The sequence below is a fragment of the Pseudomonas sp. McL0111 genome, from assembly GCF_052567255.1.
Window position 1 is genome coordinate 4,882,010 of record NZ_CP199585.1, and the last position, 24,122, is coordinate 4,906,131.

At 57.5% G+C, this 24,122-nt stretch carries 19 protein-coding genes; 14 read left to right on the forward strand and 5 right to left on the reverse strand.

Annotation, left to right across the window (positions count from 1 at the left end):
• Positions 1-134 precede the first annotated feature (134 nt).
• The 3 genes from ACTWLJ_RS22165 (at position 135) to ACTWLJ_RS22175 (ending at position 4,469) form a co-directional block, all read left to right on the forward strand.
• Positions 135-1,190 carry a tetratricopeptide repeat protein gene (locus ACTWLJ_RS22165; protein ID WP_445178449.1) on the forward strand — a complete coding sequence of 352 codons (1,056 nt, stop codon included), beginning with the start codon at positions 135-137 and terminating at the stop codon, positions 1,188-1,190.
• A 109-nt stretch (positions 1,191-1,299) separates the two neighbouring features.
• Complete coding sequence (locus ACTWLJ_RS22170; protein WP_445178450.1) at positions 1,300-2,802, forward strand: ATPase domain-containing protein; 1,503 nt, start codon at positions 1,300-1,302, stop codon at positions 2,800-2,802.
• On the forward strand, positions 2,799-4,469 hold the full coding sequence (locus tag ACTWLJ_RS22175) for an ATP-binding protein (protein WP_445178451.1): 1,671 nt from the start codon (positions 2,799-2,801) through the stop codon (positions 4,467-4,469). Before ACTWLJ_RS22170 ends, ACTWLJ_RS22175 begins: the two co-directional genes overlap by 4 nt.
• 121 nt (positions 4,470-4,590) lie before the next feature.
• Here ACTWLJ_RS22175 and ACTWLJ_RS22180 read toward each other — a convergent pair whose 3' ends face one another.
• The 5 genes from ACTWLJ_RS22180 to ACTWLJ_RS22200 are packed head-to-tail and all read right to left on the reverse strand — an operon-like array spanning position 4,591 to position 11,141.
• Positions 4,591-4,968 (reverse strand): response regulator, encoded by a 378-nt coding sequence (locus ACTWLJ_RS22180; RefSeq protein ID WP_401208517.1) that lies wholly within the window; start codon positions 4,966-4,968, stop codon positions 4,591-4,593.
• Positions 4,969-5,012: 44 nt separating this feature from the next.
• Complete coding sequence (locus ACTWLJ_RS22185) at positions 5,013-6,227, reverse strand: hybrid sensor histidine kinase/response regulator (RefSeq protein ID WP_445178452.1); 1,215 nt, start codon at positions 6,225-6,227, stop codon at positions 5,013-5,015.
• Positions 6,221-6,814 (reverse strand): chemotaxis protein CheB, encoded by a 594-nt coding sequence (locus ACTWLJ_RS22190; protein WP_445178453.1) that lies wholly within the window; start codon positions 6,812-6,814, stop codon positions 6,221-6,223. The genes ACTWLJ_RS22185 and ACTWLJ_RS22190 overlap by 7 nt, the downstream gene beginning before the upstream one ends.
• The gene (locus ACTWLJ_RS22195; protein WP_445178454.1) at positions 6,811-7,644 is read right to left on the reverse strand and encodes a CheR family methyltransferase; all 834 of its coding nucleotides are present in this window, start codon (positions 7,642-7,644) and stop codon (positions 6,811-6,813) included. Before ACTWLJ_RS22195 ends, ACTWLJ_RS22190 begins: the two co-directional genes overlap by 4 nt.
• The gene (locus tag ACTWLJ_RS22200) at positions 7,644-11,141 is read right to left on the reverse strand and encodes a response regulator (protein ID WP_445178455.1); all 3,498 of its coding nucleotides are present in this window, start codon (positions 11,139-11,141) and stop codon (positions 7,644-7,646) included. The genes ACTWLJ_RS22195 and ACTWLJ_RS22200 overlap by 1 nt, the downstream gene beginning before the upstream one ends.
• 262 nt (positions 11,142-11,403) lie before the next feature.
• On the opposite strand from ACTWLJ_RS22200, the gene ACTWLJ_RS22205 reads away from it, so the two are divergent.
• From ACTWLJ_RS22205 to xylB, 11 genes are all read left to right on the forward strand, one after another.
• Complete coding sequence (locus tag ACTWLJ_RS22205) at positions 11,404-11,763, forward strand: response regulator (protein WP_445178456.1); 360 nt, start codon at positions 11,404-11,406, stop codon at positions 11,761-11,763.
• Positions 11,764-11,909: 146 nt separating this feature from the next.
• Positions 11,910-13,217: a glycosyltransferase gene (locus ACTWLJ_RS22210; protein WP_445178457.1), complete on the forward strand. Its 1,308-nt coding sequence runs from the start codon at positions 11,910-11,912 to the stop codon at positions 13,215-13,217.
• A gap of 130 nt (positions 13,218-13,347) precedes the next feature.
• A complete protein-coding gene (locus ACTWLJ_RS22215) occupies positions 13,348-14,211 on the forward strand; it encodes a phospholipase (RefSeq protein WP_445178458.1) in 864 nt (287 codons plus the stop codon).
• A 199-nt stretch (positions 14,212-14,410) separates the two neighbouring features.
• Positions 14,411-15,289, forward strand: coding sequence for a phospholipase (locus tag ACTWLJ_RS22220; RefSeq protein ID WP_445178459.1), 879 nt, complete (start codon positions 14,411-14,413; stop codon positions 15,287-15,289).
• 79 nt (positions 15,290-15,368) lie between these two features.
• Positions 15,369-16,274 carry an AraC family transcriptional regulator gene (locus ACTWLJ_RS22225; RefSeq protein ID WP_445178460.1) on the forward strand — a complete coding sequence of 302 codons (906 nt, stop codon included), beginning with the start codon at positions 15,369-15,371 and terminating at the stop codon, positions 16,272-16,274.
• Positions 16,275-16,499: 225 nt separating this feature from the next.
• Complete coding sequence (locus ACTWLJ_RS22230; RefSeq protein ID WP_445178461.1) at positions 16,500-17,810, forward strand: ABC transporter substrate-binding protein; 1,311 nt, start codon at positions 16,500-16,502, stop codon at positions 17,808-17,810.
• A gap of 174 nt (positions 17,811-17,984) precedes the next feature.
• The gene (locus ACTWLJ_RS22235) at positions 17,985-18,911 is read left to right on the forward strand and encodes a carbohydrate ABC transporter permease (RefSeq protein WP_445178462.1); all 927 of its coding nucleotides are present in this window, start codon (positions 17,985-17,987) and stop codon (positions 18,909-18,911) included.
• A gap of 8 nt (positions 18,912-18,919) precedes the next feature.
• Entirely contained in the window at positions 18,920-19,750 is an 831-nt protein-coding gene (locus ACTWLJ_RS22240; protein ID WP_401208549.1) for a carbohydrate ABC transporter permease, read from the forward strand.
• Between the two features lie 148 nt (positions 19,751-19,898).
• Entirely contained in the window at positions 19,899-21,002 is a 1,104-nt protein-coding gene (locus ACTWLJ_RS22245) for an ABC transporter ATP-binding protein (protein WP_401208552.1), read from the forward strand.
• A gap of 15 nt (positions 21,003-21,017) precedes the next feature.
• A complete protein-coding gene (locus ACTWLJ_RS22250) occupies positions 21,018-22,490 on the forward strand; it encodes a mannitol dehydrogenase family protein (RefSeq protein WP_445178463.1) in 1,473 nt (490 codons plus the stop codon).
• Between the two features lie 129 nt (positions 22,491-22,619).
• Positions 22,620-24,116 (forward strand): xylulokinase, encoded by a 1,497-nt coding sequence (gene xylB, locus ACTWLJ_RS22255; protein ID WP_445178464.1) that lies wholly within the window; start codon positions 22,620-22,622, stop codon positions 24,114-24,116.
• Positions 24,117-24,122: the final 6 nt, after the last annotated feature.

Here is a 24,122-nt window from a genome sequence, read left to right on the forward strand (position 1 = left end):
ACAGATCGCAGCGTGCCGCAGCTCCTGCATGGGCGGCGAGTAATGGGTGGCGATCTTAAGCAGGGTTTGACTCACAGCCCTTGCTGACCGAAGCTTGCCCTTCCGCTCCAGAACGACAGCTCCCGGAAACCTGCATGTCTCAGTCCCGCCGCTACCTGTTCATCAGCCTCGGCCTCGTGCTTGTCATCATTGTTGGCTGGCTGGCCCTGCGCAGTACCACGCCAGTGGTGCCCGAGGCGATCCGCCATGGCTACAGCGAAGCACTGGATGCCGCACGAAAAGGCCAGCCGGGTGCCGCACGCCAGTTGTATCAGCAGCTTGGGCGCCCGGATCTGTCGGTCAAACGTCGAGTCTGGTTGCACGCCGAATTGGCCAATTACCCAAGTCCACAAGCCTTGAAACTGGCGGACGCCGACCTGCAAAACGAAGCCCCCGAAGTGCGTTTGGCCGCCATCAAGAGCGTGGTGGGTCTGGTGCCCGGCGGACAACGCAGCCTGTTGCTCGGGCCGATACTCGAAGATCAGGATCAAACCGTGCGTTTCGCTGCGATCAACGCCCTGCTCGGCCTGTCGCCAGATGAACTCGGTCTTTATTTCGCACCGTTGCAGCAGGCAATCGATGGCTGGGAGCAAGTGCTCAAAGGACAACCGGAAAGCGCCGAAACCTACGCACAACTGGCGCGACTGCATCTGCACAATGCCGAACTGAAACAGGCACAGGAAGCGCTGGAAAACTCCCTGCGTCTGGAACCGGGTAACCTGCCGGCGCTGGTGATGCAGATCGACGTTCTCGACCGCCAGGGCCAGGTCGACGCAGCAAGGCAGTTATTGGCTCAGCAGCTCAAGGCCCAACCCGATTCCGCTTATTTGCAACACGCTCTCGGGCTGTGGTTGCTGCACCATGACCAGCAGGAATTCGCCCTGCTCGGCCTGTCCAAAGCCGTCGAGCTGGAACCGGACAACAAAGAGTATCGCTACGACCTCGCCACGACCCTGCACAAAGCCGAGGAGCTTGAAGCTGCGCAAAAGCAATTGCAGGAAATCGTCCAGCGCCACCCGGCTGACCGCAAGGCGCGGGTCTTGCTGATCAACTACTGGCAAGAAACCGGCCAACTGCAAAATGTGCAGGTTTTGCTGGCTCAACTGGAGCAGATGAATCCGGATGATCCGGCGTTGCAGCAAGGGCTCTGAGGGATTTTCAGCGATACTTCGGAACTGCCATCACGGCCAGGGGTCAAGTAATTCAGGCGATCGGTTTCAATAAACCGCCTCGACTCCCCTAGTCATGAGAGGGCATTTTTTGTCTACATCTAACGCGTTGATCAGTGAAAAAGCCGCTACCGGCATCGTGGGTCTGGATGACATCCTGGCCGGTGGTTTGTCTCGTGGGCATGTGTTTTTGCTCGAAGGTGAACCCGGAACCGGCAAAACCACGGTCGCTCTGCATTTCCTCCGAGCCGGTGCGATGGCGGGCGAACGCTCGTTGTACATCACACTCTCGGAAACCGAGCGCGAACTGCGCCAGGGTGCGTTGTCCCACGGCTGGGAGCTCGACGACAACATCGAAATCTTCGAGCTGACGCCTCCGGAAAGCCTGCTGAATGCCGAGCACCAGCAAAGTCTGCTGTACTCCTCCGACCTCGAATTGGGCGAAGCTACCAAGCAGATTTTCGAAGTGGTAGAACGCTTCAAACCAACGCGAGTGGTCCTCGACAGCCTGTCGGAGATTCGCTTGCTGGCGCAAAGCTCATTGCGCTATCGCCGGCAGATTCTGGCAATCAAACACTACTTCGTGCGCTACGACGCCACGGTGGTGTTGCTCGATGACCTGACCACCGAGTCCCTCGACAAAACCGTGCACAGCGTCGCCCACGGGGTGATTCGTCTGGAAGAACTGACCCCTAATTATGGCGCCGAACGTCGGCGCATCCGGGTGGTCAAGTATCGCGGGCAAAAATACCGCGGCGGCTTCCATGACTTCACCATCATGGGCGACGGCATACATGTGTTTCCTCGGCTGGTGGCCGCTGAACACCGTGGCGACTACCCACGACTGCAATTGACCAGCGGCATCAAGGAGATGGACGCATTGCTCGGCGGCGGTATCGAAACCGGCTCCAGCACCTTGATTCTCGGCCCGGCCGGTACCGGCAAATCGCTGATCTCGATGATCTTCGCTGCGTCGGCCGTGGCGCGTGGGGAAAAAGCGGCGCTGTTTATCTTCGATGAAGAGCTGGGTTTGCTGTTTGAACGCATGAGAAACCTGGGCATCGACCTCAAGGCCCTGCAAGCCACCGGCAATTTGCTGATCGAACAGGTCGATGCTGCCGAGTTGTCGCCCGGCGAGTTCTCGCACCGCGTGCGCCGTTGTGTCGACGAACTCGACATCAAAACCGTGGTGATCGACAGCATCAACGGTTACCAGGCTGCGATGCCGGAAGAAAATGCGCTGGTGCTGCACATGCATGAATTGCTGTTGTACCTGAACCGCAAAGGCGCCGCGACGTTCATGACCGTCGCCCAACACGGTCTGGTCGGCGACATGCAGGCGCCGGTCGACATCACCTATCTGGCTGACACGGTGATTCTGCTGCGTTACTTCGAGGCGCTGGGCAAAGTGCGTCGGGCGATCTCGATCATCAAGAAACGTACCGGCAGCCATGAATCGACCATTCGTGAATACCGCATTTCTGCGCAGGGCATGACCATTGGAGAACCGCTGGAAACCTTCCAGGGCGTGTTGCGCGGCGTGCCGACTTACCTTGGGGCGAGCAATCCGCTGCTGCGGGAGGATAACTTGTGACAGTCAGCGAATCGCTGCCGGAACGGGCGCTGATCCTCGCGCCAATGGGCCGGGACAGTCAGATTGCGCTGATGATCCTCAACGAGGCGGGTTACGGCGGTTTGATCACCCCGGACCTCGCCACGTTGTGCGCCGAGCTTGAGCCCGGCGCCGGTTTACTGCTGATTGCCGTAGAAGCCTTGGGTGGGCCGGAGCTGGAATCACTGCTGTTGTATCTGGAGCAACAACCGGCCTGGTCGGATATGCCGATTGTGCTCTTGACGCATCACGGCGGCCCGGAACAGGCGCCCTCCTCGCGCCTCAGCGATCTGCTGGGCAATGTCACGTTCCTTGAGCGGCCGTTTCATCCGGCGACCTTGGTCAGCCTGGTGTCGACCGCCCTGCGCGGTCGACGACGACAGTACGAAGCACGCGACCGGCTGATCGATCTCAGTGAAAGCGAACGGCGCCTGCAATCGACTCTGGAAACCCTCGAGCAACAGGTCGAAGAACGCACCGCACAACTTCGCCACAATGAAGAAGCGCTGCGCCAGTCACAGAAGATGGAAGCGGTCGGCCAACTCACGGGCGGCATCGCCCATGACTTCAACAATATGCTCACCGGGATCATCGGCAGCCTGGAACTTCTGCGTCGGCGTCTGGCACGCGGGCGCACCGATGACCTCGACAGCCTGATCGATCTTGGCGTGACTTCAGCCAATCGCGCCGCAGGCCTGACCCACCGTCTACTGGCGTTTTCCCGTCGGCAATCGCTCGACCCCAAAGCCGTGCAGATGAACACGCTGGTGCTGTCGATGGGTGAACTGCTGCAACGCAGCCTCAACGAAAGCATCCAGTTGGACATGCGTCTGAGCGAGCAATTGTGGGTCGCGGAAGCCGACCCCAATCAGTTGGAAAGCGCCCTGCTGAACCTGGTGATCAACGCCCGCGACGCCATGCCCGAGGGTGGCAAGCTTGTGGTCGAAACCAGCAATCAGGTGCTTGGTCGCGAACTCACCGAGACCTACAGCAACCTTGAGCCCGGCGAATACGTAATGCTCAGCGTCACCGACAACGGCAGCGGCATGCCGCAAAGTGTGATCAGTCGGGCGTTCGATCCGTTTTTCACCACCAAGCCGATTGGCCAAGGCACCGGGCTGGGGCTGTCGATGATTTACGGTTTCAGCAAGCAGTCTGGCGGCCATGTCTCCATCGACAGCGAAATCGACCAAGGCACCACGGTCAAACTCTATCTGCCGCGTTTCCGTGGCGAAGAACTTGAGCAGCCCACTTCCATTGTCCAGCAACCCCCGGATGCCCTCGACGGCGAAACCGTGCTGATCGTCGAAGACGACCCGGCCGTGCGCGTGCTGGTCAGCGCGGTATTGAGTGAATTGGGATATGCCTTCGTTGAAGCCGGCGACGCTGATGGCGCGGTGCCGATTCTGGATTCGCCGCAGCGTATTGATCTGCTGATCAGCGATGTCGGGCTGCCGGGCATGAACGGCCGGCAACTGGCGGAAATCGGCCGGCAATTCCGGCCTGGGCTCAAGGTTCTGTTTATTACCGGTTATGCCGAGCACGCTGCGGTGCGTGGTGGATTTCTTGATTCGGGAATGCAGATGATCACTAAGCCCTTCACTTTTGATCTGCTGACGGCAAAAGTCCGCGAGATGATCAAAAGCTAAAGCTCTGCCGCAGAGCTGCGATCTTTTAGGGGAAAGATCAAAAGATCGCAGCGTGCCGCAGCTCCTACAGAGATCGGGCCAACCATTCCAATTGGGATCGGGTCAGCCGTTTCAACAAGTATCAGGCCAGCAGTTCCTGAATCTTTTCCTGCAATACGTCCAGGTCGAACGGCTTTTCGAGGATCGGCGCCTTGCGGGTGATCGGGCTGCCGGTCTCGCGAATTTCCTGCGGATAGCCGCTGATGAAAATCACCTTGAGTTCCGGTCGCAGTTTTACCGCAGGTTCAGCGATTTGTACCCCGGAGATTCCACCGGGCAGGCGGAAGTCGGTAATCAACATGTCCAGATGCGGTTTGCTCGCGAGAATCTCGAACGCCTGCTCGCCGTTTTCGGCCTGTAACACTCGATAGCCGAGGCCCGACAGATAGTCCGTCAGCACCATCAAGATAACCGGTTCGTCCTCGACGATGAGTACTACATCTTGTGCATCTACGCTCATGGGAAGCCTTTGTTCGGTCAATAGCTGCTGATACGACCGTGCGGTCAATCAGAGGTTGCGTCGGATTTGCCGTTTTCCTCGATCGGCAGACAAACGCGAAACAGGGCGCCCTCGTTGATTTCACTCTCGACGACGATTGAGCCGCCATGGGCGGCGACGATCTGCTCGGAAATAAACAGACCCAGCCCGAGACCAGCCACTACCGTCTTGGCGGAAACTCGCTCGAACTGTTGAAAAATACGCTTCTGATTCTCCTCACTGATGCCGATGCCGTGGTCCTGGACTTCAACCCGGGCCTCATTGCTTTCGCGATAGACCCGCACCTGCACCGGGTTTCTGCCGCCGTAGCGCAAGGCGTTAGTCAGGAGATTGGTGACCACTTGCTCGATACGGAATTCGTCCCAATTCCCTTCCACTGGCTCAGGTGCAGTAAAGGAAACTTCGGTTTCCGCCGCTTCCATCTGCTGCGCAAAATTCTGCAGCAAGGTGCTCACCAGCTTCACCAGATCGAAGCGATTCGGCCGGATCGACAGTTTGCCGGTGCGAATGCGCGACACATCGAGCATGTCTTCGATCAGCCGGATCAGGCTTTTGATCTGGCGTTCGTCGCGATCAACCATCGCGTGCATCTTGTCGAGGGTGAACGCCGCAGCGTTGTCCCGCGCCAGGTGCATCTTGCGCAACTGGGTTTCGAGTATCAGCCCGTTAAGTGGCGTGCGCACCTCATGGGCGACGATTGACATGAAGTCGTCACGCATACGCACCGCTTGCTCAAGCTCCAATTGCGTACTCTGCAATTGCTCAAGCAACGCTTCCTGTTCGCGGCGGCTCTGTTCCAGTGCTTCGACCTGTTGCTTCATCGCCTTGCTCTGGCGGTACAGGTCAACGAAGACATTGACCTTGCTCTTCACCGCATGGATATCCAGCGGTTTGTGCAGGAAGTCCACCGCCCCGCTCTCGTAACCTTTGAACGCGTAATTCAGTTCACGGCCGGCGGCGCTGACGAAGATGATCGGGATGTTCTTGGTTTTTTCGGTGCCACGCATCAACTCGGCAAGTTCGAAGCCGTTCATGCCCGGCATCTGCACATCGAGGATGGCCATGGCGAATTCGTGCTGCAACAGCAGCGACAGCGCTTCGTCCGCCGACAGGGCCTTGTAGACCGTGCGGTCTTCCCGTTTGATCAACGCCTCAAGTGCCAGCAGGTTCTCCGGCAAATCGTCGACGATCAGCAATTTGGCTTGAATATTACTCAGCATGCGATTCGTTCCAGCTCGACAAGCATTCGGCCGATGCCGTTAATGTTAAGGACATGATCCGGCTGCTGAATGTTCAATGCAGCTTGGGGCATGGTTGCGACTTGCGCCTCTTCAGGGTCCTGCACGATGGTCAAACCACCGTGCCGCTTGACCTGCGCCAGACCGCGCGCGCCATCGTGATTGGCGCCGGTCAACAGCACGGCAGCCAGTGTTTTGCCGTAGACGTCGGCGGCGGACTCAAACAGGTAGTCGATCGAAGGCCGCGAGTAATGCAGGCGGTCTTCAAGGCTCAACGACAGGCTGCGATCCTGCTCCACCGACAAGTGATAACCGGGCGAAGCGAAATACACGGTGCCGGCCTCGATGTGCTGTTTGTCGTTGGCCTCTTTCGCCGGCAGGTTCAGGCGCCGGGCAAATACTTCGGCCAACAGACTGCGCCGCTCTTCAGGCAGATGCAGCACGATAATGATCGGCAGCACAAAACCGGAGCGCAGTGGCTCCAGCAGCTTGATTAACGCTTCGACGCCACCGGCCGAAGCGCCGATGACGATGGCCTCGACCCGAGGCAAGTCCACAACACCATTCATAATTTGCGGTAGATCCGTTCTTGCTTGACCAATGGCTCGAACTGGTTCGCATAACTGGAAAAATCCAGCGTTTCCTTGCTACCGAGCACCAGAAAGCCGCGATGAGACAGCGACTCCTGAAACAGACCAAAGGCACGGTCCTGAAGTTTCTTGTTGAAGTAAATCAGTACATTTCGGCAGGAAATCAGCTGTGTTTCGGAGAACACACTGTCGGTCGCCAGGCTGTGGTCGGCGAAGGTCACGTTCTCGCACAGGCTCTTGTCGAAAATCGCGTAGCCATAAGCTGCGGTGTAGTATTCGGCAAACGAGCGCTGGCCGCCGGCCTGCTGGTAATTGGCGGTGTAGGCACGCACGTTCTCCATCGAGAAGATGCCCTGCTTGGCCTTTTCCAGCGAACGCGGATTGATATCGGTGGCGTAAATGATCGTGCGATCAAGCAAGCCCTCTTCGCGCAGCAGGATCGCCATCGAGTAGACCTCCTCGCCCGTGCTGCACCCGGCGATCCAGATCTTCAGCGACGGATAGGTGCGCAGCAACGGCACCACTTCCTTGCGGATAGCGAGGAAGTGCGACGGGTCGCGGAACATCTCGCTGACCGGGATCGTCAGCAATTGCAGCAACTGCATGAACGCCGTCGGATCGTGCAGGACCTTTTCCTGCAACGCCGAGATCGTCGCGCACTCGAACTGGCTCAACGCGTGTTGCACCCGGCGCTTGATCGAAGCGCCGGAGTAATCGCGAAAATCGTAGCTGTACTTGAGGTAAATCGCCTCGATCAGCAACCGCAGTTCGATTTCGCTGTTTCGATCAGTTGGGTGACTGCCTTCCACTAAATGCGTTCCATCTTCGGTAACCACACGCGAATCAACGAGAACAGGCGATCCAGATCGATGGGTTTGGCCAGGTAATCATTGGCGCCCGCTTGCAGGCAGCGCTCCTGATCGTCCTTCATGGCCTTGGCCGTTACCGCGATGATTGGCAGCTTGCGCCAGCGCGGGTCCTTACGGATCTCGATGGTGGCTTCGAAACCATCCATCTCCGGCATCATCACGTCCATCAACACCAGATCGATGTCCTCGACTTCATTCAACCTTTCAATCGCTTCACGGCCATTTCGACCAATCACCACGACTGCGCCTTTGTGCTCCAGCGCGCTGGTCAGGGCGAAGATGTTGCGCACATCGTCGTCCACCAGCAGCACTTTTCGACCCTCGAAGACCTTGTCGCGGCTGCGCGCAGTCTTGAGCATCTTCTGCCGTTCATGGGACAACTGCGATTCGACTTTGTGCAGAAACAGTGTGACCTCGTCCAGCAAACGCTCCGGCGAGCGTGCGCCTTTAATGATGATCGAGCGCGAATACTTGCGTAGTTCGGCCTCTTCATCACGGGTCAGGTTGCGCCCGGTGTAGACGATCACCGGCGGGAACGAGCAGATATCTTCGGTGGACATGCGCTTGAGCAAGTCATTACCGAGCATGTCCGGCAGTTTCAGGTCGATCACCATGCAGTCGTAGATCGTGGTGCGCAGTTTATCCAGCGCCTCCTGTGCCAGACCGACGGCGGTGATTTCGATGTCGTCATCGCCGATCAGGCGGGCGATGCTTTCACGCTGCAAGTCATCATCTTCGACCAGCAGCACGCGTTTGACCTTTTGGGTCAGCTTGGCTTCGAGACGTGCGAACACGTCCTTGAGTTCTTCGCGGGTGGTCGGTTTGACCGCATAACCGATGGCGCCCATGTGCATCGCGGCTTCGACCCGATCCTCGACCGAAATCACATGCACCGGGATGTGCCGTGTTTCGGCGTGTTCCTTGAGGCGTTGCAGTACGGTCAGCCCGGAATGATCCGGCAGGCGCATGTCGAGCAGGATCGCGTCCGGCAAGAACTCGCGCGCCAGGTCATAACCTTCGTCCGCGCCATGGGCGACCAGGCACTGGTAACCGAGTTCGTGAGCGAGGTCGTAGAGGATGTGGGCGAAGTTCGGTTCGTCCTCCACCACAAGAATGCAGCGGGTGGCGAACGGTGCATTGCCACGGTCGTCAGCAAAACGCGGAATGTTGACCGGTGCCATCGGCGAAACCGCGACCGGCACCGTCGTAACCGGAGCCGAAGTTTGGGGCGGCGGTGTAAAGGTCAGCGGCTCACGTGGCGATTCGCCGGGTTCGAGGTACTGCTGCGGCAGCACCAGCGTAAACACACTGCCCTGCCCCGGCGCACTGCTGACGCTGATCGAGCCGCCAAGCAGGAAGGCCAGATCGCGGGAAATCGACAGCCCGAGCCCGGTACCGCCGTACTTGCGGTTGGTGGTGCCATCGGCCTGGCGGAACGCTTCGAAAATGCTTTCCTGCTGATCCGCTGCGATGCCGATCCCGGAATCTCGCACGATGAAGGCAATGCGGTCATCAGGCTGGCCGGTGATGGTCAGGCTTACAGTGCCTTGCTCGGTGAACTTGACGGCATTGGACAGGAGGTTCTTCAGTACTTGTTCCAGACGCTGACGGTCGGTGTACAGCATGATCGGCGCGTCCGGTTGCAGATCGACGCTGAACGCCAGTTTGCGATCTTTGGCCAGCGGCTCGAATACGCCACGCAAGCCATCGGCCAAACGCGCGACGCTGGTGTTTTCGGCAATCACTTCGAGCTTGCCGGCTTCGACCTTGGAGATGTCGAGGATGTCGTTGATCAGATTCAGCAGGTCATTGCCGGCGGAGTAGATCGACTCGGCAAACTTGACCTGCTCGGCGCTGAGGTTGTCCTGCGGGTTCTCGGCCAGCAGCTTGGCGAGAATCAGCGAACTGTTCAGCGGCGTGCGCAGTTCGTGGGACATGTTGGCGAGGAATTCGGATTTGTACTTGCTGGAGCGCTGCAACTCTTCGGCGCGCTCTTCAAGCTGCACCTGAACCTGATTCAGTTCGGTGTTTTTCAGATCCATCGCGTCGCGTTGCTCGCCGAGAATCTGCGCCTGTTCGGCAAGCTGTTCGTTAGTCTGTTCCAGCTCGACCTGCTGGGTTTCCAGATGCGCCTGGGATTCCTTGAGAATCCGCGACTGTTCTTCCAGCTCTTCGTTGGCGGTCTTGAGTTCTTCCTGCTGCACCTGCAACTCTTCGTTGAGTTGCTGGGTTTCGGCCAATACTTCCTGCAAGCGCTGGCGATAACGCGCCGCTTCGATGGACGTGCCGATGTTGCCGGCAATCAGCTCCAGCAATTCCACATCTTGCTCGGTCAGAGGGCGCAGAAAGCCTAACTCGACCACGCCGTTGACTCGGTCATCGTCACTGGTTGGCACCACCAGCACGCTGTGCGGCAGGCCTTCGCCCAGACCCGAACTGACCTTGAAGTAGTCCGTCGGCACCGAATCCAGACGAATCAAATGACCCTGCTGGGCAACCTGGCCAACGATGCCTTCACCGCTGTAAATCAATTGGTCCTGCTCTTCCTGCTCGCGGGAAAAGCCGTAGGACGCCACGCGTTTCAGTCCGCCGTGTTCTTCGCGGACATACAGCGCCGCCACAGCCGTGCCGAGATATTGCGCGCAGAATTGCAGAATGTTGCGGCCCAACAGATTCAGCGTCAGTTGCCCCAGCACCTGCTCTGCCAGCTCGGTCTGACCGCTGCGCATCCAAGCCTGACGCTCCAGACGCTGGGCGCTGGCCTGTTGCGCTGCGAGGTTGGCGCTGTAGCTTTCCGACAGGCTGACCAGATCACGCCGGCCGATATACGCCAGCAAACCGCTGATACCGGCAATAAACAGCAGATAAAGGGTGATGCTCCAGATCGTCGTACGGCGCACTTCTTCGTTACGCGTGGTGCGCAACTGCTGCTCCATGTCGATCACGTCTTCGAACTGATTGCGGATTTCATCCGTCAGGCGCTTGCCGCGTCCGGCCTTGACCGCTGCTTTGTAATCGCCGCTGGATCGCTGCAGATCGATCATCGATTGCGCGTAGGTGCTCCACTCGGTTTGCAACGCTTGCAAACGACGCAGACGGTCGGTTTGCACCGGGTTGTCGGCGGTCAGTTCGAGCAAGGTGTTGAGCGCCACGTTGATCCGCGGCTTGGCGGTTTCGTACGGGTCGAGGAAGTGCTCGTCGCCGCTGAGCAGGAAACCGCGCATGCCGGTTTCCAGATCAACCGTGAGCTTCACAGCTTCATTGGCGTTATTGATCACCCGGTCGGTATGCTCGACCCACTGGATCACCGACAGCAAATAGGTAATCAGCGAGACGAAAAAAATCGCACTGATAGCGCCGACGCCCAGTGGCAGAGCAATGTTGCGGGTCAGAAGCTTACGAAACCGGCGTTCATCAACCGAAGACGGAGAGGACATGGGGCAGCCTTGTCGAACTGTTGAAACGTGGGAGTTTGCCCCAAAACGGTACGATCGATCCAATTTTCTGACGGATTCGGCAGCAATTTCCTACATTTGCCAGAGCCTGCGAAGGTATCAACGGTTATCCTTGGCCGCTGGGAGCGCCTATTCTTTTTATAGCGAATGGGGAACTTGTGGCCTAGCGCCACTTACTCATGCAAGAGGCCGGCAGTTTCGATCGGCCTACACCCCCTGAATTCCACTCTTGAGAGCCTTCATTATGTCCACCCCAGCCTCCACCATCCTTGTAGTAGAAGACGATGACATCGTGCGTATGCTGATCGTCGATGTACTCGAGGAGTTGGAATTTAGTGTGCTGGAGGCGGATGGCAGCGAGCAGGCGCTGGAGTTTCTCAGTGATGGTGCCAAGCAGATCGATCTGATGATGACCGATGTCGGTCTGCCGGGCATGGATGGCCGCGAATTGGCCGGCGAAGCCCGTAAACTTCGTCCTGCCCTGCCGATCCTGTTCGCCAGCGGCTATGCCGAAAACATTGAGGTCCCGGCGGATATGCATGTGATCGGCAAGCCGTTTTCGATTGAGCAGTTGCGTGACAAGGTCAAAGGCATTCTGGACTGAGCGACATCAGATTCCCTGGCAGCATCGACGTGCCGTCGCTGGTGAGCTTTTTGTGAGTTCCTGATCCTGTATTTTGGGCGAGATTGCAGGGCTGTGCTTTAATTGCGCCCCGTTTTTGCTCCGTCTGCCTCAAGGTCAACCCGCTTATGAAACTGCCCCTCACCACCAAAGTCCTGGTCATCGGCTATGTCTGGCCGGAACCACGCTCTTCCGCCGCGAGTGGGCATGTGATGCAAATCCTTGAAACCTTTCTCGAGCAAGGCTGGGACATTACATTCAGCAGCCCTGCCGGCCACGGTGAGCACAAGGCGGATCTGGCGGGATTGGGTATCCGCGAAGTCCCCATCGAACTCAACAACGGTAGTTTCGACATCTTCGTGACTGAGCTTGCTCCGGATATTGTGTTATTCGACCAATTCATGATGGAGGAGCAGTTTGGTTGGCGTGTCGAAAAATGCTGTCCAGATGCTCTGCGCGTTCTTGAGACTTCCGATTTGCAGAGCCTGCGACATGCCCGTCATCAGCGACTCAAGGATTGCCTGAAAAGCGCCCCGGACCTTCAGGATTTCAGCTCGTTGTACGCACCGGCGCTGCTCGAAGAATTCGAGCTGATGTCAGACAGTGATATTGCCAAACGGGAGATCGCTGCTTTGTATCGTTGCGATCTGAATCTGATGATTTCAGAAGTTGAAATTGATTTGCTGGTCGAACAGTTCGGATTGCCACGTTCGCTGCTCCATTGGTGCCCGTTAATGATTGATTTGCCAGTAGGCGAGCATCGCTCATTCGGGGATCGGGCGCACTTCCTGAGCATCGGTAACTTCCGTCACGCACCTAACTGGGATGCCGTGCTTTGGATGAAGACCACAATCTGGCCATTGATCCGCGCACAACTGCCACAGGCGCAGTTGCACATATACGGCGCCTACACGCCGCCCAAAGCCACCGCCCTGCATAATCCCGCGCAAGGATTTCATGTGATGAACTGGGCTGAAGATGCCTTGCAAGTCATGTCAGCCGCACGGGTGTGTCTGGCTCCTCTGCGGTTTGGAGCCGGTATCAAAGGTAAAATCGTTGACGCGATGCTCTGCGGCACACCATCGATTACCACGCCCATCGGCGCTGAAGCCATGCACGGTGACCAACCCTGGCCAGGGGCAATTGCCTGCACCGCGCAGGATTTTGCCGATCGCGCCGTTCATATCTACCGTGATCAAGCACTTTGGAATGAAGCCAGTCAGGCAGGTGACGCTCTGTTAGCGCACCGCTACCAGCGAACAGTGCATGGCCCGGCCCTGATCGAAAAACTTCACGCTTGCCTGAAAAACATAAAGCAACTTAGAAAACTCAATTTTACCGGCAGCATGTTGCGTCACCACCATCATAAAAGCACCCAGTACATGTCGCAGTGGATTGAGGCAAAAAACCAGAACACTCTACCAACAACAGAATAACGCTACAGACAACATACACCCGGTATCAATCGATGTATTGCACGCCTGCCTCCTTTAGCTCTAACTATAAGCAAGTCACCATTCTCCACGAGTGGTGAATTACTTACTGACCCTCTATAAGGATGCATGAATGAACAACACACTCAGCGACTATGCACTTAACAACTGGATGGCAGTCACGCCGACCATTGACAAACTGTCAATCAATCAACTGGCACTACCCGGAACACACAATGCAGGTTGCGACTGGCAAGCCTCATACGCGCTGATTCCTGGTGTTCACTGGCTGGCCTGCCAGCACAAATCCTTTTACGATCAGTTGATCAATGGCGCAAGAGCATTGGATTTAAGGCTTGTCAACAACCAGAAAGGTGAAGGGCTCGGGAAGTTTCGCTTTCAGCACAATGGTTTTTTGTCCTCTCGGGTCTTGGGCCACTTGATAACAGACGTAAATAACTTTTTATCGGAAAACCCGGACGAATTCATTGTCCTGGATTTCCACGAGCTCAACAAAAATGCCTATACATTTGATTATGTCTGGTTCAACAAAGTACTCTTGAAGTTCCTGAATGACAGAATCATTCCATTCAGAAATCATCATCTCAACCTGGGTCAATTGAAGAGCATAAGCCGCAAGCAAAGAATTTTTGTTCACGCGGACTCATACCCGGAACTTGACGGTACCTGGTTCAATCACAAGGTGCAGCACGAATGGATTGGAACCCAAACTCCGAGCGCCAGTGATATTTACAACTTCATTGCCAACGTCATGGCGTCACCACCATCGGCCTATCAAGTCTGGTCGCTTTCGGCTACCAGTTACGGGGCGTTGGGCGGCCCGGTAGACATCCATACTGATCTGGATCGATGGTTCAACCCTGCCACTAGCGACTGGCTTCTCAAATGCAATATTGTCAATGTCGACTTTATCGAAGAGTCCAGACTTGTATCATTTTGCCGTACAGCGAACATGATCAAGGCGCAAGGACTCTGACCACTGCAGACGTGTGCCATACATTGGCTATTTTTTAGCAAATATTGCCGAGCCTAGTAATGCCGGTGCATATTTGTATGCTGTAGACGCTGTTCTCCGACAATCGGTGGACCAGGCAGATGCCCCTCGAGCGTCGCCTGCCAGCTCAACAGCTTCGCCTCATGGATGGGGTGAAGTAGCTCAACAAGGAGTCTTCAACATGAGCAAAGTGACAACAACACTCGACAAGCAGAAATGGATGAGCAAAGTTCTGGACATCGATCAACTCAAATTGACCGACATCGTTTGGCCCGGAGCGCATAACAGCGGTATGGATAAAAAGGCGTCCAATTACGATGTCTTGAGCGGGAACTGGACGACCTGCCAAAACGATTCGTTCGCGTGGCAACTCGAAAATGGTGCGCGTGCATTTGATATTCGCTTGGGGTTTACCCCGGGACTGGAGCGACCGACCTTCTACTTTCACCACAACGGCTATCAGTCTCACCGCACGCTCGACGAACTGGTTGAAGCGGTTTCCGCTTTCCTGGATCGTAATCCCGACGAGTTCATCGTTCTGGACTTTCACCAACTGGGGGACGGGAACAAGCCCTTCGACCGCAAGTTACTGAGTGAGCTTTTGCTCGTTCGACTGGGCTCTCGACTAATCCCCTTTTCGCATTCAACGAGTACGATAGCGGAGCTTAAGGGCTCCAGCTCAAAACGCCGCATCATCATGGCCGCAGGCTATTCATCGGAACAGGACAACAACTACTTCTGGCCGCAGATTACGCACAAATGGAACCGTAAAGTCTTTACCGACACCATCACCCTCGAACGACATATCCAGGCCACTCTGGAAGACGCGCCGTATGACACGTTCATCTGGTCACTGCCAGCGACCTGCTATTCACTGCTCGGAGGACCAGCAGACATCAAGCGCTACATCAATGCCTGGTTCCACTCTTCTCGTGACTGGGTAACGCGCTGCAGCATCATCAGCACCGATTTTTTTGACGAGTCCGAGATCGTCCATTACTGCTGGGTAGCCTGCAGCATGAAGGCGGTTTACGGACGTGCATTACACGAGTCTGACTAAACAGTATTTCTCGTGCACTGGCGCGGTAGATGCAGAAAGGGGCATGATCGGTCAGCAATAACAAAAAAAGCGTACTGACATGACCCGAACAGCCCGCGTGACCGACCCTTCTTACGAGTTGATGGATGACCATAACGGGTTGTCCATCATCTACCGCCAGCATGGTTTCCCGTGCCCGCTGGTGCGCTGGCATTTCCACAAGGAATACGAGTTGCACCTGATCGTCGCCAGTTCCGGCAAAGTATTTATTGGCGACTATATCGGCAACTTCTATCCGCAGACACTGTTCCTCACCGGCCCCAATCTGCCGCATAACTGGATCAGTCAGGTCGCCGAAGATGAAGTAGTGCCCAAACGCGACATGCTGGTCAACTTCACCGATGAGCTGTTCGAAAGCGGTCATCAGGTGTTTGCCGAACTCAAGACCCTCGCCCCATTACTGGAGCGTGCCCAGTACGGCATCGAGTTTCGCAACCCGCAGACCATTCGCCAGGCCATGACGCTGATGCAGCGAATCGCCGATACCCAGGGCATCACGCGCCTCGGGCATTTTCTTATCCTGATGGAGCTGCTGGCGGCGAGCGACGATTATCAATTGCTCTCCGGCGCGACCAATACGCAACTGGCCGATGAGCACAACATCGACCGCACCAACCGCGCAGTCGATTACATCTTTGCCCACTACGCCCGGGAGCTGACGCTGGAGGAAGTGGCCGAGCATCTGGGCATGAAACCGACCTATTTCAGCCGCGTGTTCAAGCAGGCCACCGGGCGAACCTTCATCGAGTTCGTCAATCGCCTGCGCATCAGCAAGTCATGCGAATTGCTGGCTGACGGTGACAAACCAGTGACTGACGTGTGTTTTGAGTCCGGATTTAACAACATTTCCAATTTCAACCGGCGCTTTCAACAGCTCAAGGGCATGACCCCTTCGCATTATCGGCGGTTGGCGGTACAGCGGCTGACTGAACAAAATCACGCATGAAAGCAGGATCAAAAGATCGCAGTCTTCGACAGTTCCTGTAGGGAACTGCCGACGCTGCGATTTTTGCTTTATGTCCAGTGCAAAAAAGTATTGGTTTAAGTGCGACGGATGAGTTGTCAGTCCTGCGATTGAAGGCTGTAATCAGTGCACATTCTTCCTGCCAAGGAAGACACAAAAACAATAACTGTCCTTCTGTCACCCACGGGTGCAGAAAAGGAGTGCACGATGCAACCCACTGCAAAAGCTCTGCTTGCTCTCACCTGCATGACCCTCAGCAGCGTCAGCCTTGGCGCCCAGACCCTGACCATCGCCACCGTCAACAATAGCGACATGATCCGCATGCAGAAACTCTCGAAAACCTTCGAGACCGAGCATCCGGACATCAAGCTCAATTGGGTGGTGCTGGAAGAAAACGTGCTGCGCCAACGCCTGACTACCGACATCGCCACTCAGGGCGGTCAGTTCGATGTGTTGACCATCGGCATGTACGAAGCCGCACTCTGGGGCGCCAAGGGCTGGCTGGAACCGATGAAGGATCTGCCGGCCAGTTACGCCCTCGACGATGTGTTCCCGTCGGTGCGTGAAGGCCTGTCGGTAAAAGGTTCGCTTTACGCCCTGCCGTTCTACGCCGAAAGCTCGATCACCTACTACCGCACCGACCTGTTCAAGGATGCCGGTCTGACCATGCCTGAGCGTCCAACCTGGGAACAGATCGCCGGGTTCGCCGAAAAACTTACCAACAAAGACAAAGAACAGTACGGCATCTGCCTGCGCGGCAAGGCCGGCTGGGGCGAAAACATGGCGCTGATCACCACCGTGGCCAACGCCTATGGAGCGCGCTGGTTCGATGAAAAATGGCAGCCTGAATTCACCGGTCCCGAATGGAAAAACGCGCTGAATTTCTATGTCGACACCATGAAGAAATCCGGCCCGCCGGGTGCTTCAAGCAACGGTTTCAACGAAAACCTTGCACTGTTCAACAGCGGTAAGTGCGCGATCTGGGTCGATGCCAGCGTTGCCGGCTCGTTCGTCACCGACAAGACTCAAAGCAAGGTCGCCGATCATGTCGGCTTCACCTTCGCCCCGCACCAAGTCACCGACAAAGGCTCGGCGTGGCTGTATTCGTGGGCGCTGGCGATTCCGACCAGCTCAAAAGCGAAGGACGCCGCTAAAGAATTCAGTGCCTGGGCGACTTCCAAGGAATACGGCGAGCTGGTGGCCAAGACCGACGGCATCGCCAACGTGCCGCCAGGCACCCGCGCTTCGACCTACAGCGAGGCGTACATGAAAGCCGCGCCGTTCGCCAAGGTCACGCTGGAATCGCTGAAGGCTGTTGACCCGAGCAAACCGACGCTCAAACCGGTGCCGTACATCGGCATTCAACTAGTGACCATTCCTGAATTCCAGGGGATTGGCACTCAGGTCGGCAAGTCGTTCTCGGCGGCGCTGATCGGCCAGACCACAGTGGATCAGGCGCTGGCCGCGGCGCAACAAACCACTGAACGCGAGATGAAGCGCGCCGGTTATCCCAAGTAACCCGCCACTAAACCTGTGGGAGCGGGCTTGCCCGCGATGAGGCCGGCACATCCAGTATTGGTGTCGGCTGATACACCGCCATCGCGGGCAAGCCCGCTCCCACAGGGTCCGCGTCGATGTCAGGAATGTTGTCTGTCCTGAACATGTATCTGCACCCAATCGGTTCTGATCGCCATGAATACTTCAACTGCCAAAGCCCACATCGACCTGTCCCAGCCGCAGCGCAAAAGCCGCGTGGCCAATCCTGGCTGGTTTCTGGTCAGTCCATCGGTGGCCCTGTTGCTGCTGTGGATGATCGTGCCGCTGGGCATGACCATCTACTTTTCGATGATCCGCTACAACCTGCTCAACCCCGGAGAAAACGAGTTCGTCGGGCTGGAAAACTTCACCTACTTCCTGACTGATTCCGGCTTCCTGCCCGGCGCCACCAATACTCTGTTGCTGGTTGGCAGCGTATTGCTGATCAGCGTAGTGCTCGGCGTTTTGATCAGTGCCTTGCTTGAGGCCAGCGAGTTCCTCGGTCGCGGGATCGTGCGGGTGATGCTGATCTCGCCGTTCTTCATCATGCCCACGGTCGGCGCGCTGATCTGGAAAAACCTGATATTCCATCCGGTCTCGGGAATCCTCGCCTACGTCTGGCGGCTGTTCGGCGCCGAACCGGTGGACTGGCTGGCGCACTACCCGCTGCTGTCGATCATCATCATTGTCTCGTGGCAATGGCTGCCGTTCGCCATCCTGATTCTGATGACCGCCATGCAGTCGCTGGATCAGGAACAGAAAGAAGCCGCTCGCCTCGACGGCGCCGGCCCGGTCTCGATCTTCTGGCACCTGACCCTGCCGCATCTGGCCCGCCCGATTGCCGTGGTGGTGATGATTGAAACGATCTTCCTGCTGTCGGTGTTCGCCGAAATCTTCACCACCACCAACGGCGGTCCCGGTTACGCCTCGACCAACCTTGCGTACCTGATCTACAACCAGGCACTGGTGCAGTTCGACGTCGGCATGGCGTCGGCGGGCGGCTTGATTGCCGTGGTCATCGCCAACATCGCCGCAATCATTCTGGTGCGGATGATCGGCAAAAACCTGACCGACAAAGCCTGAGGCCTGCCATGACTCTTCAACAATCCCGTCGTCTGCAAAGCCTGTTTCTCGGCACGTTGGCCTGGGCCATCGCCATCGTGATTTTCTTCCCGATTTTCTGGATGGTGCTGACCAGTTTCAAGACCGAAATCGACGCCTTTGCCACACCGCCGCAGTTCATCTTCACGCCGACGCTGGAGAACTATCTGCACATCAATGAGCGCAGTGATTACTTCAGTTTCGCCTGGAACTCGGTGGTGATTTCCTTCAGCGCCACTGCCCTGTGCTTGTTGATCGCGGTGCCAGCCGCCTACTCGATGGCGTTCTACGAAACCCAGCGCACCAAAGGCACGTTGCTGTGGATGCTCTCGACCAAGATGCTGCCGCCGGTGGGCGTGCTGATGCCGATCTACCTGCTGGCCAAGACCTTTGGCCTGCTCGATACGCGCATCTCGCTGATCGTGATCTACACGTTGATCAACCTGCCGATTGTGGTCTGGATGGTTTACACCTACTTCAAAGACATCCCCAAAGACATCCTCGAAGCCGCCCGCCTCGACGGCGCCACCCTGTGGCAGGAAATGGTCCGCGTGCTGCTGCCAATCGCCAAGGGCGGACTGGCCTCGACCGTGTTGCTGTCGCTGATCCTGTGCTGGAACGAGGCGTTCTGGTCGCTGAACCTGACCTCTTCGAAAGCCGCGCCACTGACCGCGCTGATTGCCTCGTACTCAAGCCCCGAAGGATTGTTCTGGGCCAAGTTGTCGGCCGTCTCGACCCTGGCGTGCGCGCCAATCCTGATCTTCGGCTGGATCAGCCAAAAACAACTGGTGCGCGGCCTGTCATTCGGCGCGGTGAAATAAAGATTTCTGTAGGAGCGAGCCTGCTCGCGATGGCGGCGTGTCATTCAACGAAAGTGTCGATTGATGCTGCCTCATCGCGAGCAGGCTCGCTCCCACAATAAAAACCTGCCCGGTTCAACTGAATAAAAACAAGCGGAGGCCCATCATCATGGCCAACCTGAAAATCAAGAATCTGCAAAAAGGCTTCGAAGGTTTCTCGATCATCAAGGGCATCGACCTTGAAGTGAACGACAAGGAATTCGTGGTATTCGTCGGCCCGTCGGGGTGCGGTAAGTCAACCCTGCTGCGGCTGATCGCCGGTCTTGAAGAAGTCAGCGGCGGCACCATCGAACTCGATGGCCGCGACATCACCGAAGTCAGCCCGGCCAAGCGCGATCTGGCGATGGTGTTCCAGACCTACGCCCTGTATCCGCACATGACCGTGAAAAAGAACATGTCGTTTGCCCTCGATCTGGCCGGCGTACCGAAAGCCGAAGTCGAGAAAAAAGTCGGCGAAGCGGCGCGTATTCTCGAACTTGGCCCGATGCTCGAACGCAAACCGAAACAGCTTTCCGGCGGTCAGCGCCAGCGCGTCGCCATCGGTCGCGCCATTGTGCGCAACCCGAAAATCTTCCTGTTCGACGAACCACTGTCCAACCTCGACGCCGCGCTGCGGGTGCAAATGCGCCTTGAGTTGCTGCGCCTGCACAAAGACCTGCAAGCGACGATGATCTACGTGACCCACGACCAGGTTGAAGCAATGACCATGGCCGACAAGGTCGTGGTACTCAATGGCGGCAAGATCGAACAAGTCGGCTCGCCGCTGGATCTCTATCACCAGCCTGCCAACCTGTTTGTCGCCGGGTTCCTCGGCACGCCGAAAATGGGTTTCCTCAAGGGCAAGATCGCCCGGGTCGACGGCCAGAGCTGCGAAGTCTCGCTGGACGCCGGCACGCGCATCACCCTGCCATTGAACGCCACCAATCTGAGTGTCGGCAGCGCCGTGACCCTCGGCATTCGCCCGGAACATCTGGAGCTGGCGCAATCCGGCGACTGCACCCTTCAAGTCACCGCCGACGTCAGCGAACGCCTGGGCAGCGACACCTTTTGCCACGTCGTGACCAACGTCGGCGAGGCCCTGACCATGCGCGTACGCGGTGATCTGGCCAGCCGTTACGGCGAAAAACTCAATCTGCATCTGGACGCCAGCCACTGCCACTTGTTCGACGCCGACGGCGTGGCGCTGACCCGCCCGCTGCGTGCTGCGGCCTGATTTCGGGACTCTCTGATGAAGCTCAACAAACAAAACCTTAACCGCCTCGCGCCTGAGGTGAAACTGCCGGCCTACAGCCTTGACGAAACCCGTCAGGGCATTGCGCATATCGGCGTCGGTGGCTTTCACCGTGCGCATCAGGCGTATTACACCGATGCCTTGATGAACACTGGCGAAGCGCTGGACTGGGCAATCTGCGGCGTCGGCTTGCGCGCCGAAGACCGCCGCGCCCGCGACGATCTCAAGGAGCAGGATTACCTGTTCACCCTGTTCGAACTCGGCGACAGCGATGACACCGAAGTTCGCGTTATCGGCGCAATCCGCGACATGCTGCTGGCCGAGGATGGCGCGCAAGCGTTGATCGACAAACTCGCCGATCCGCAGATCCGCATTGTCTCGCTGACCATCACCGAGGGTGGTTATTGCATCGACGACAGCAACGGCGAATTCATGGCGCATCTGCCGCAGATCCAGCACGATCTGGCGCATCCGCAGGCACCGAAAACCGTGTTCGGTTTTCTCTGCGCTGCGCTGGAGAAACGTCGCGGCGCAGGCACTCCGGCGTTCACTTTGATGTCTTGCGATAACCTGCCGCACAACGGCGCGGTGACTCGTAAAGCACTGCTCGCATTCGCCACTTTGCGCGACGCTGGGCTACGCGACTGGATCGAGCAAAACGTCAGCTTCCCTAACGCCATGGTCGACCGCATCACGCCGATGACCAGCACCGCGCATCGCCTGCAACTGGCCGATCAGCACGGAGTCGACGATGCCTGGCCGGTGGTTTGCGAGCCTTTCGTGCAATGGGTGCTGGAAGACAAATTCGTCAACGGTCGCCCGGCCTGGGAAAAGGTTGGCGTGCAGTTCACCGACGACGTCTCGCCGTATGAAGAGATGAAAATCAAACTGCTCAACGGCAGCCATCTGGCGCTAACTTATCTGGGGTTTTTGAAGGGCTACCGCTTCGTTCACGAAACCATGAACGACCCGCTGTTTGTGCGCTACATGCGCGCTTACATGGACCTCGACGTCACCCCGCAACTGGCGCCGGTGCCGGGTATTGATCTGACTGAGTACAAGAACACGCTGGTAGCGCGTTTCTCCAATCAGGCGATTGCCGATCAACTGGAGCGAGTGTGTTCCGATGGTTCGTCGAAGTTTCCCAAGTTCACCATCCCGACTCTCAATCGGTTGATCGCCGATGGCCGCGAGACCAAGCGAGCGGCACTGGTGGTGGCGGCCTGGGCGCTGTATTTGAAGGGTGTCGACGAGAATGGCGATGCCTATTCGATTCCTGATCCGCGGGCGGCGTTTTGTCAGGCGCTGGTGGCGGATGATGCGTTGATCACTCAGCGGTTGCTGGCGGTCGAGGAGATTTTCGGCACGGCGATTCCGCAATCGGCGGAGTTTGTTGCGGCGTTCGAGTGGTGCTGTAACAGCTTGCGTGAAGAGGGTGTGACGCGGACGCTGGAGCGGATGCTGAGCTAAGTTCGGCGGTGACACTACCGGCGTCTTCGCGAGCAAGCTCGCTCCCACAGGTACAGCGCAACTCCTGTGGGAGCGAGCTTGCTCGCGAAAGGCTTCACTAGAACTGAGCTGACACCCTTAGGATCACCTATGACAATCCGACAACTCTTCCTCGGCATCGACTGTGGCACCCAAGGCACTAAAGCGATCATCCTCGACGCCAGCAGCGGTCAAGTCCTCGGGCAAGGCGCCGCCACGCACACGATGATCAGCGGCGCCAATGGCCGTCGCGAACAAGACACTCAGCAATGGCTGGACGCCTTCGCGCTCGCTACCCGTCGCGCCCTGCTCGCGGCACAGGTCGATGGAAAGGACATCCTCGGCATCGGCGTATCGGGCCAGCAACACGGTCTGGTTCTGCTCGACGACCAAGGCCAGGTACTACGCCCGGCCAAACTCTGGTGCGACACCGAAACCGCGGCTGAAAACGACCGTCTGCTCACTTATCTGGGCGGTGAGAAAGGCTCGTTGGAACGCCTCGGAGTAGTCATCGCACCCGGCTACACCGTTTCGAAACTGCTGTGGACCAAAGAACAACATCCCGCCGTGTTCTCGCGCATCGCACGCGTTCTGCTGCCCCACGATTATCTGAATTTCTGGCTGACCGGTCGCGCCTGCAGCGAGTACGGCGACGCCTCCGGCACCGGCTATTTCAACGTGCGCAGCCGCCAGTGGGACTTGCAACTGCTACGCGACATCGACGCCAGCGGACGTCTGCAAGCGGCGCTGCCGGAACTGATCGACGCGCATCAAGCGGTCGGCACGATTTTGCCGTCGATTGCCGAACAACTTGGCCTCAACCCCGACGCCATCGTCTCCAGTGGCGGCGGCGACAACATGATGGGCGCCATCGGCACCGGCAATATTCAGCCCGGCGCGATCACCATGAGCCTCGGTTCCTCCGGCACGGTTTACGCTTATTCCGATGCGCCGAAAGTCAGCCCGGATGCTTCGGTCGCGACGTTCTGCTCCTCCAGCGGCGGCTGGCTGCCGCTGATCTGCACCATGAACCTGACCAATGCGACCGGCGCGATTCGTGATTTGTTCAAGCTCGACTTGCAGCAGTTCAACGATCTAGTAGCCCAAGCCCCCATCGGCGCCGAGGGCGTGAGTATGCTGCCGTTCCTCAACGGCGAACGCGTCCCCGCCCTGCCCCACGCCACCGGGAGCCTGCACGGTTTGACCATCGACAACCTGACCCAGGCCAATCTGTGCCGCGCGGTGGTCGAAGGTACTACTTTCGGTTTGCGTTACGGACTGGATCTGTTGCGCCACAATGGTTTACAAAGCCGCAGTATTTGTCTGATTGGCGGCGGCTCGAAAAGCGCGGTGTGGCGACAGATCGTTGCCGACATCATGAACACCCCGGTGATCTGCACCGAACAAAGCGAAGCCGCCGCCCTTGGGGCGGCGATTCAGGCCGCTTGGTGCAAGTCATGGTCGAACGGTCACGAGGACACGCTGGCGGATCTGTGCCAGCGCTGCGTCAAACTCGATCTGCAAAGTGAAACCCTGCCGGTCGCCGCCAATGTCGCGGCGTTTCAGCAGGCTTATGAACGCTATCAACAGCATGTCGCAACCTTATAAAGAGCA

What these genes read in the sequence shown, in the direction of transcription:
- ACTWLJ_RS22165 (WP_445178449.1), top strand. Translation starts at nt 135, where the DNA reads ATGTCTCAGTCCCGCCGCTACCTGTTCATCAGCCTCGGCCTCGTGCTT.
- ACTWLJ_RS22180 (WP_401208517.1), bottom strand. Translation starts at nt 4,968, where the DNA reads ATGAGCGTAGATGCACAAGATGTAGTACTCATCGTCGAGGACGAACCG.
- ACTWLJ_RS22185 (WP_445178452.1), bottom strand. Translation starts at nt 6,227, where the DNA reads ATGCTGAGTAATATTCAAGCCAAATTGCTGATCGTCGACGATTTGCCG.
- ACTWLJ_RS22190 (WP_445178453.1), bottom strand. Translation starts at nt 6,814, where the DNA reads ATGAATGGTGTTGTGGACTTGCCTCGGGTCGAGGCCATCGTCATCGGC.
- ACTWLJ_RS22200 (WP_445178455.1), bottom strand. Translation starts at nt 11,141, where the DNA reads ATGTCCTCTCCGTCTTCGGTTGATGAACGCCGGTTTCGTAAGCTTCTG.
- ACTWLJ_RS22205 (WP_445178456.1), top strand. Translation starts at nt 11,404, where the DNA reads ATGTCCACCCCAGCCTCCACCATCCTTGTAGTAGAAGACGATGACATC.
- ACTWLJ_RS22210 (WP_445178457.1), top strand. Translation starts at nt 11,910, where the DNA reads ATGAAACTGCCCCTCACCACCAAAGTCCTGGTCATCGGCTATGTCTGG.
- ACTWLJ_RS22215 (WP_445178458.1), top strand. Translation starts at nt 13,348, where the DNA reads ATGAACAACACACTCAGCGACTATGCACTTAACAACTGGATGGCAGTC.
- ACTWLJ_RS22220 (WP_445178459.1), top strand. Translation starts at nt 14,411, where the DNA reads ATGAGCAAAGTGACAACAACACTCGACAAGCAGAAATGGATGAGCAAA.
- ACTWLJ_RS22225 (WP_445178460.1), top strand. Translation starts at nt 15,369, where the DNA reads ATGACCCGAACAGCCCGCGTGACCGACCCTTCTTACGAGTTGATGGAT.
- ACTWLJ_RS22230 (WP_445178461.1), top strand. Translation starts at nt 16,500, where the DNA reads ATGCAACCCACTGCAAAAGCTCTGCTTGCTCTCACCTGCATGACCCTC.
- ACTWLJ_RS22235 (WP_445178462.1), top strand. Translation starts at nt 17,985, where the DNA reads ATGAATACTTCAACTGCCAAAGCCCACATCGACCTGTCCCAGCCGCAG.
- ACTWLJ_RS22240 (WP_401208549.1), top strand. Translation starts at nt 18,920, where the DNA reads ATGACTCTTCAACAATCCCGTCGTCTGCAAAGCCTGTTTCTCGGCACG.
- ACTWLJ_RS22245 (WP_401208552.1), top strand. Translation starts at nt 19,899, where the DNA reads ATGGCCAACCTGAAAATCAAGAATCTGCAAAAAGGCTTCGAAGGTTTC.
- ACTWLJ_RS22250 (WP_445178463.1), top strand. Translation starts at nt 21,018, where the DNA reads ATGAAGCTCAACAAACAAAACCTTAACCGCCTCGCGCCTGAGGTGAAA.
- xylB (WP_445178464.1), top strand. Translation starts at nt 22,620, where the DNA reads ATGACAATCCGACAACTCTTCCTCGGCATCGACTGTGGCACCCAAGGC.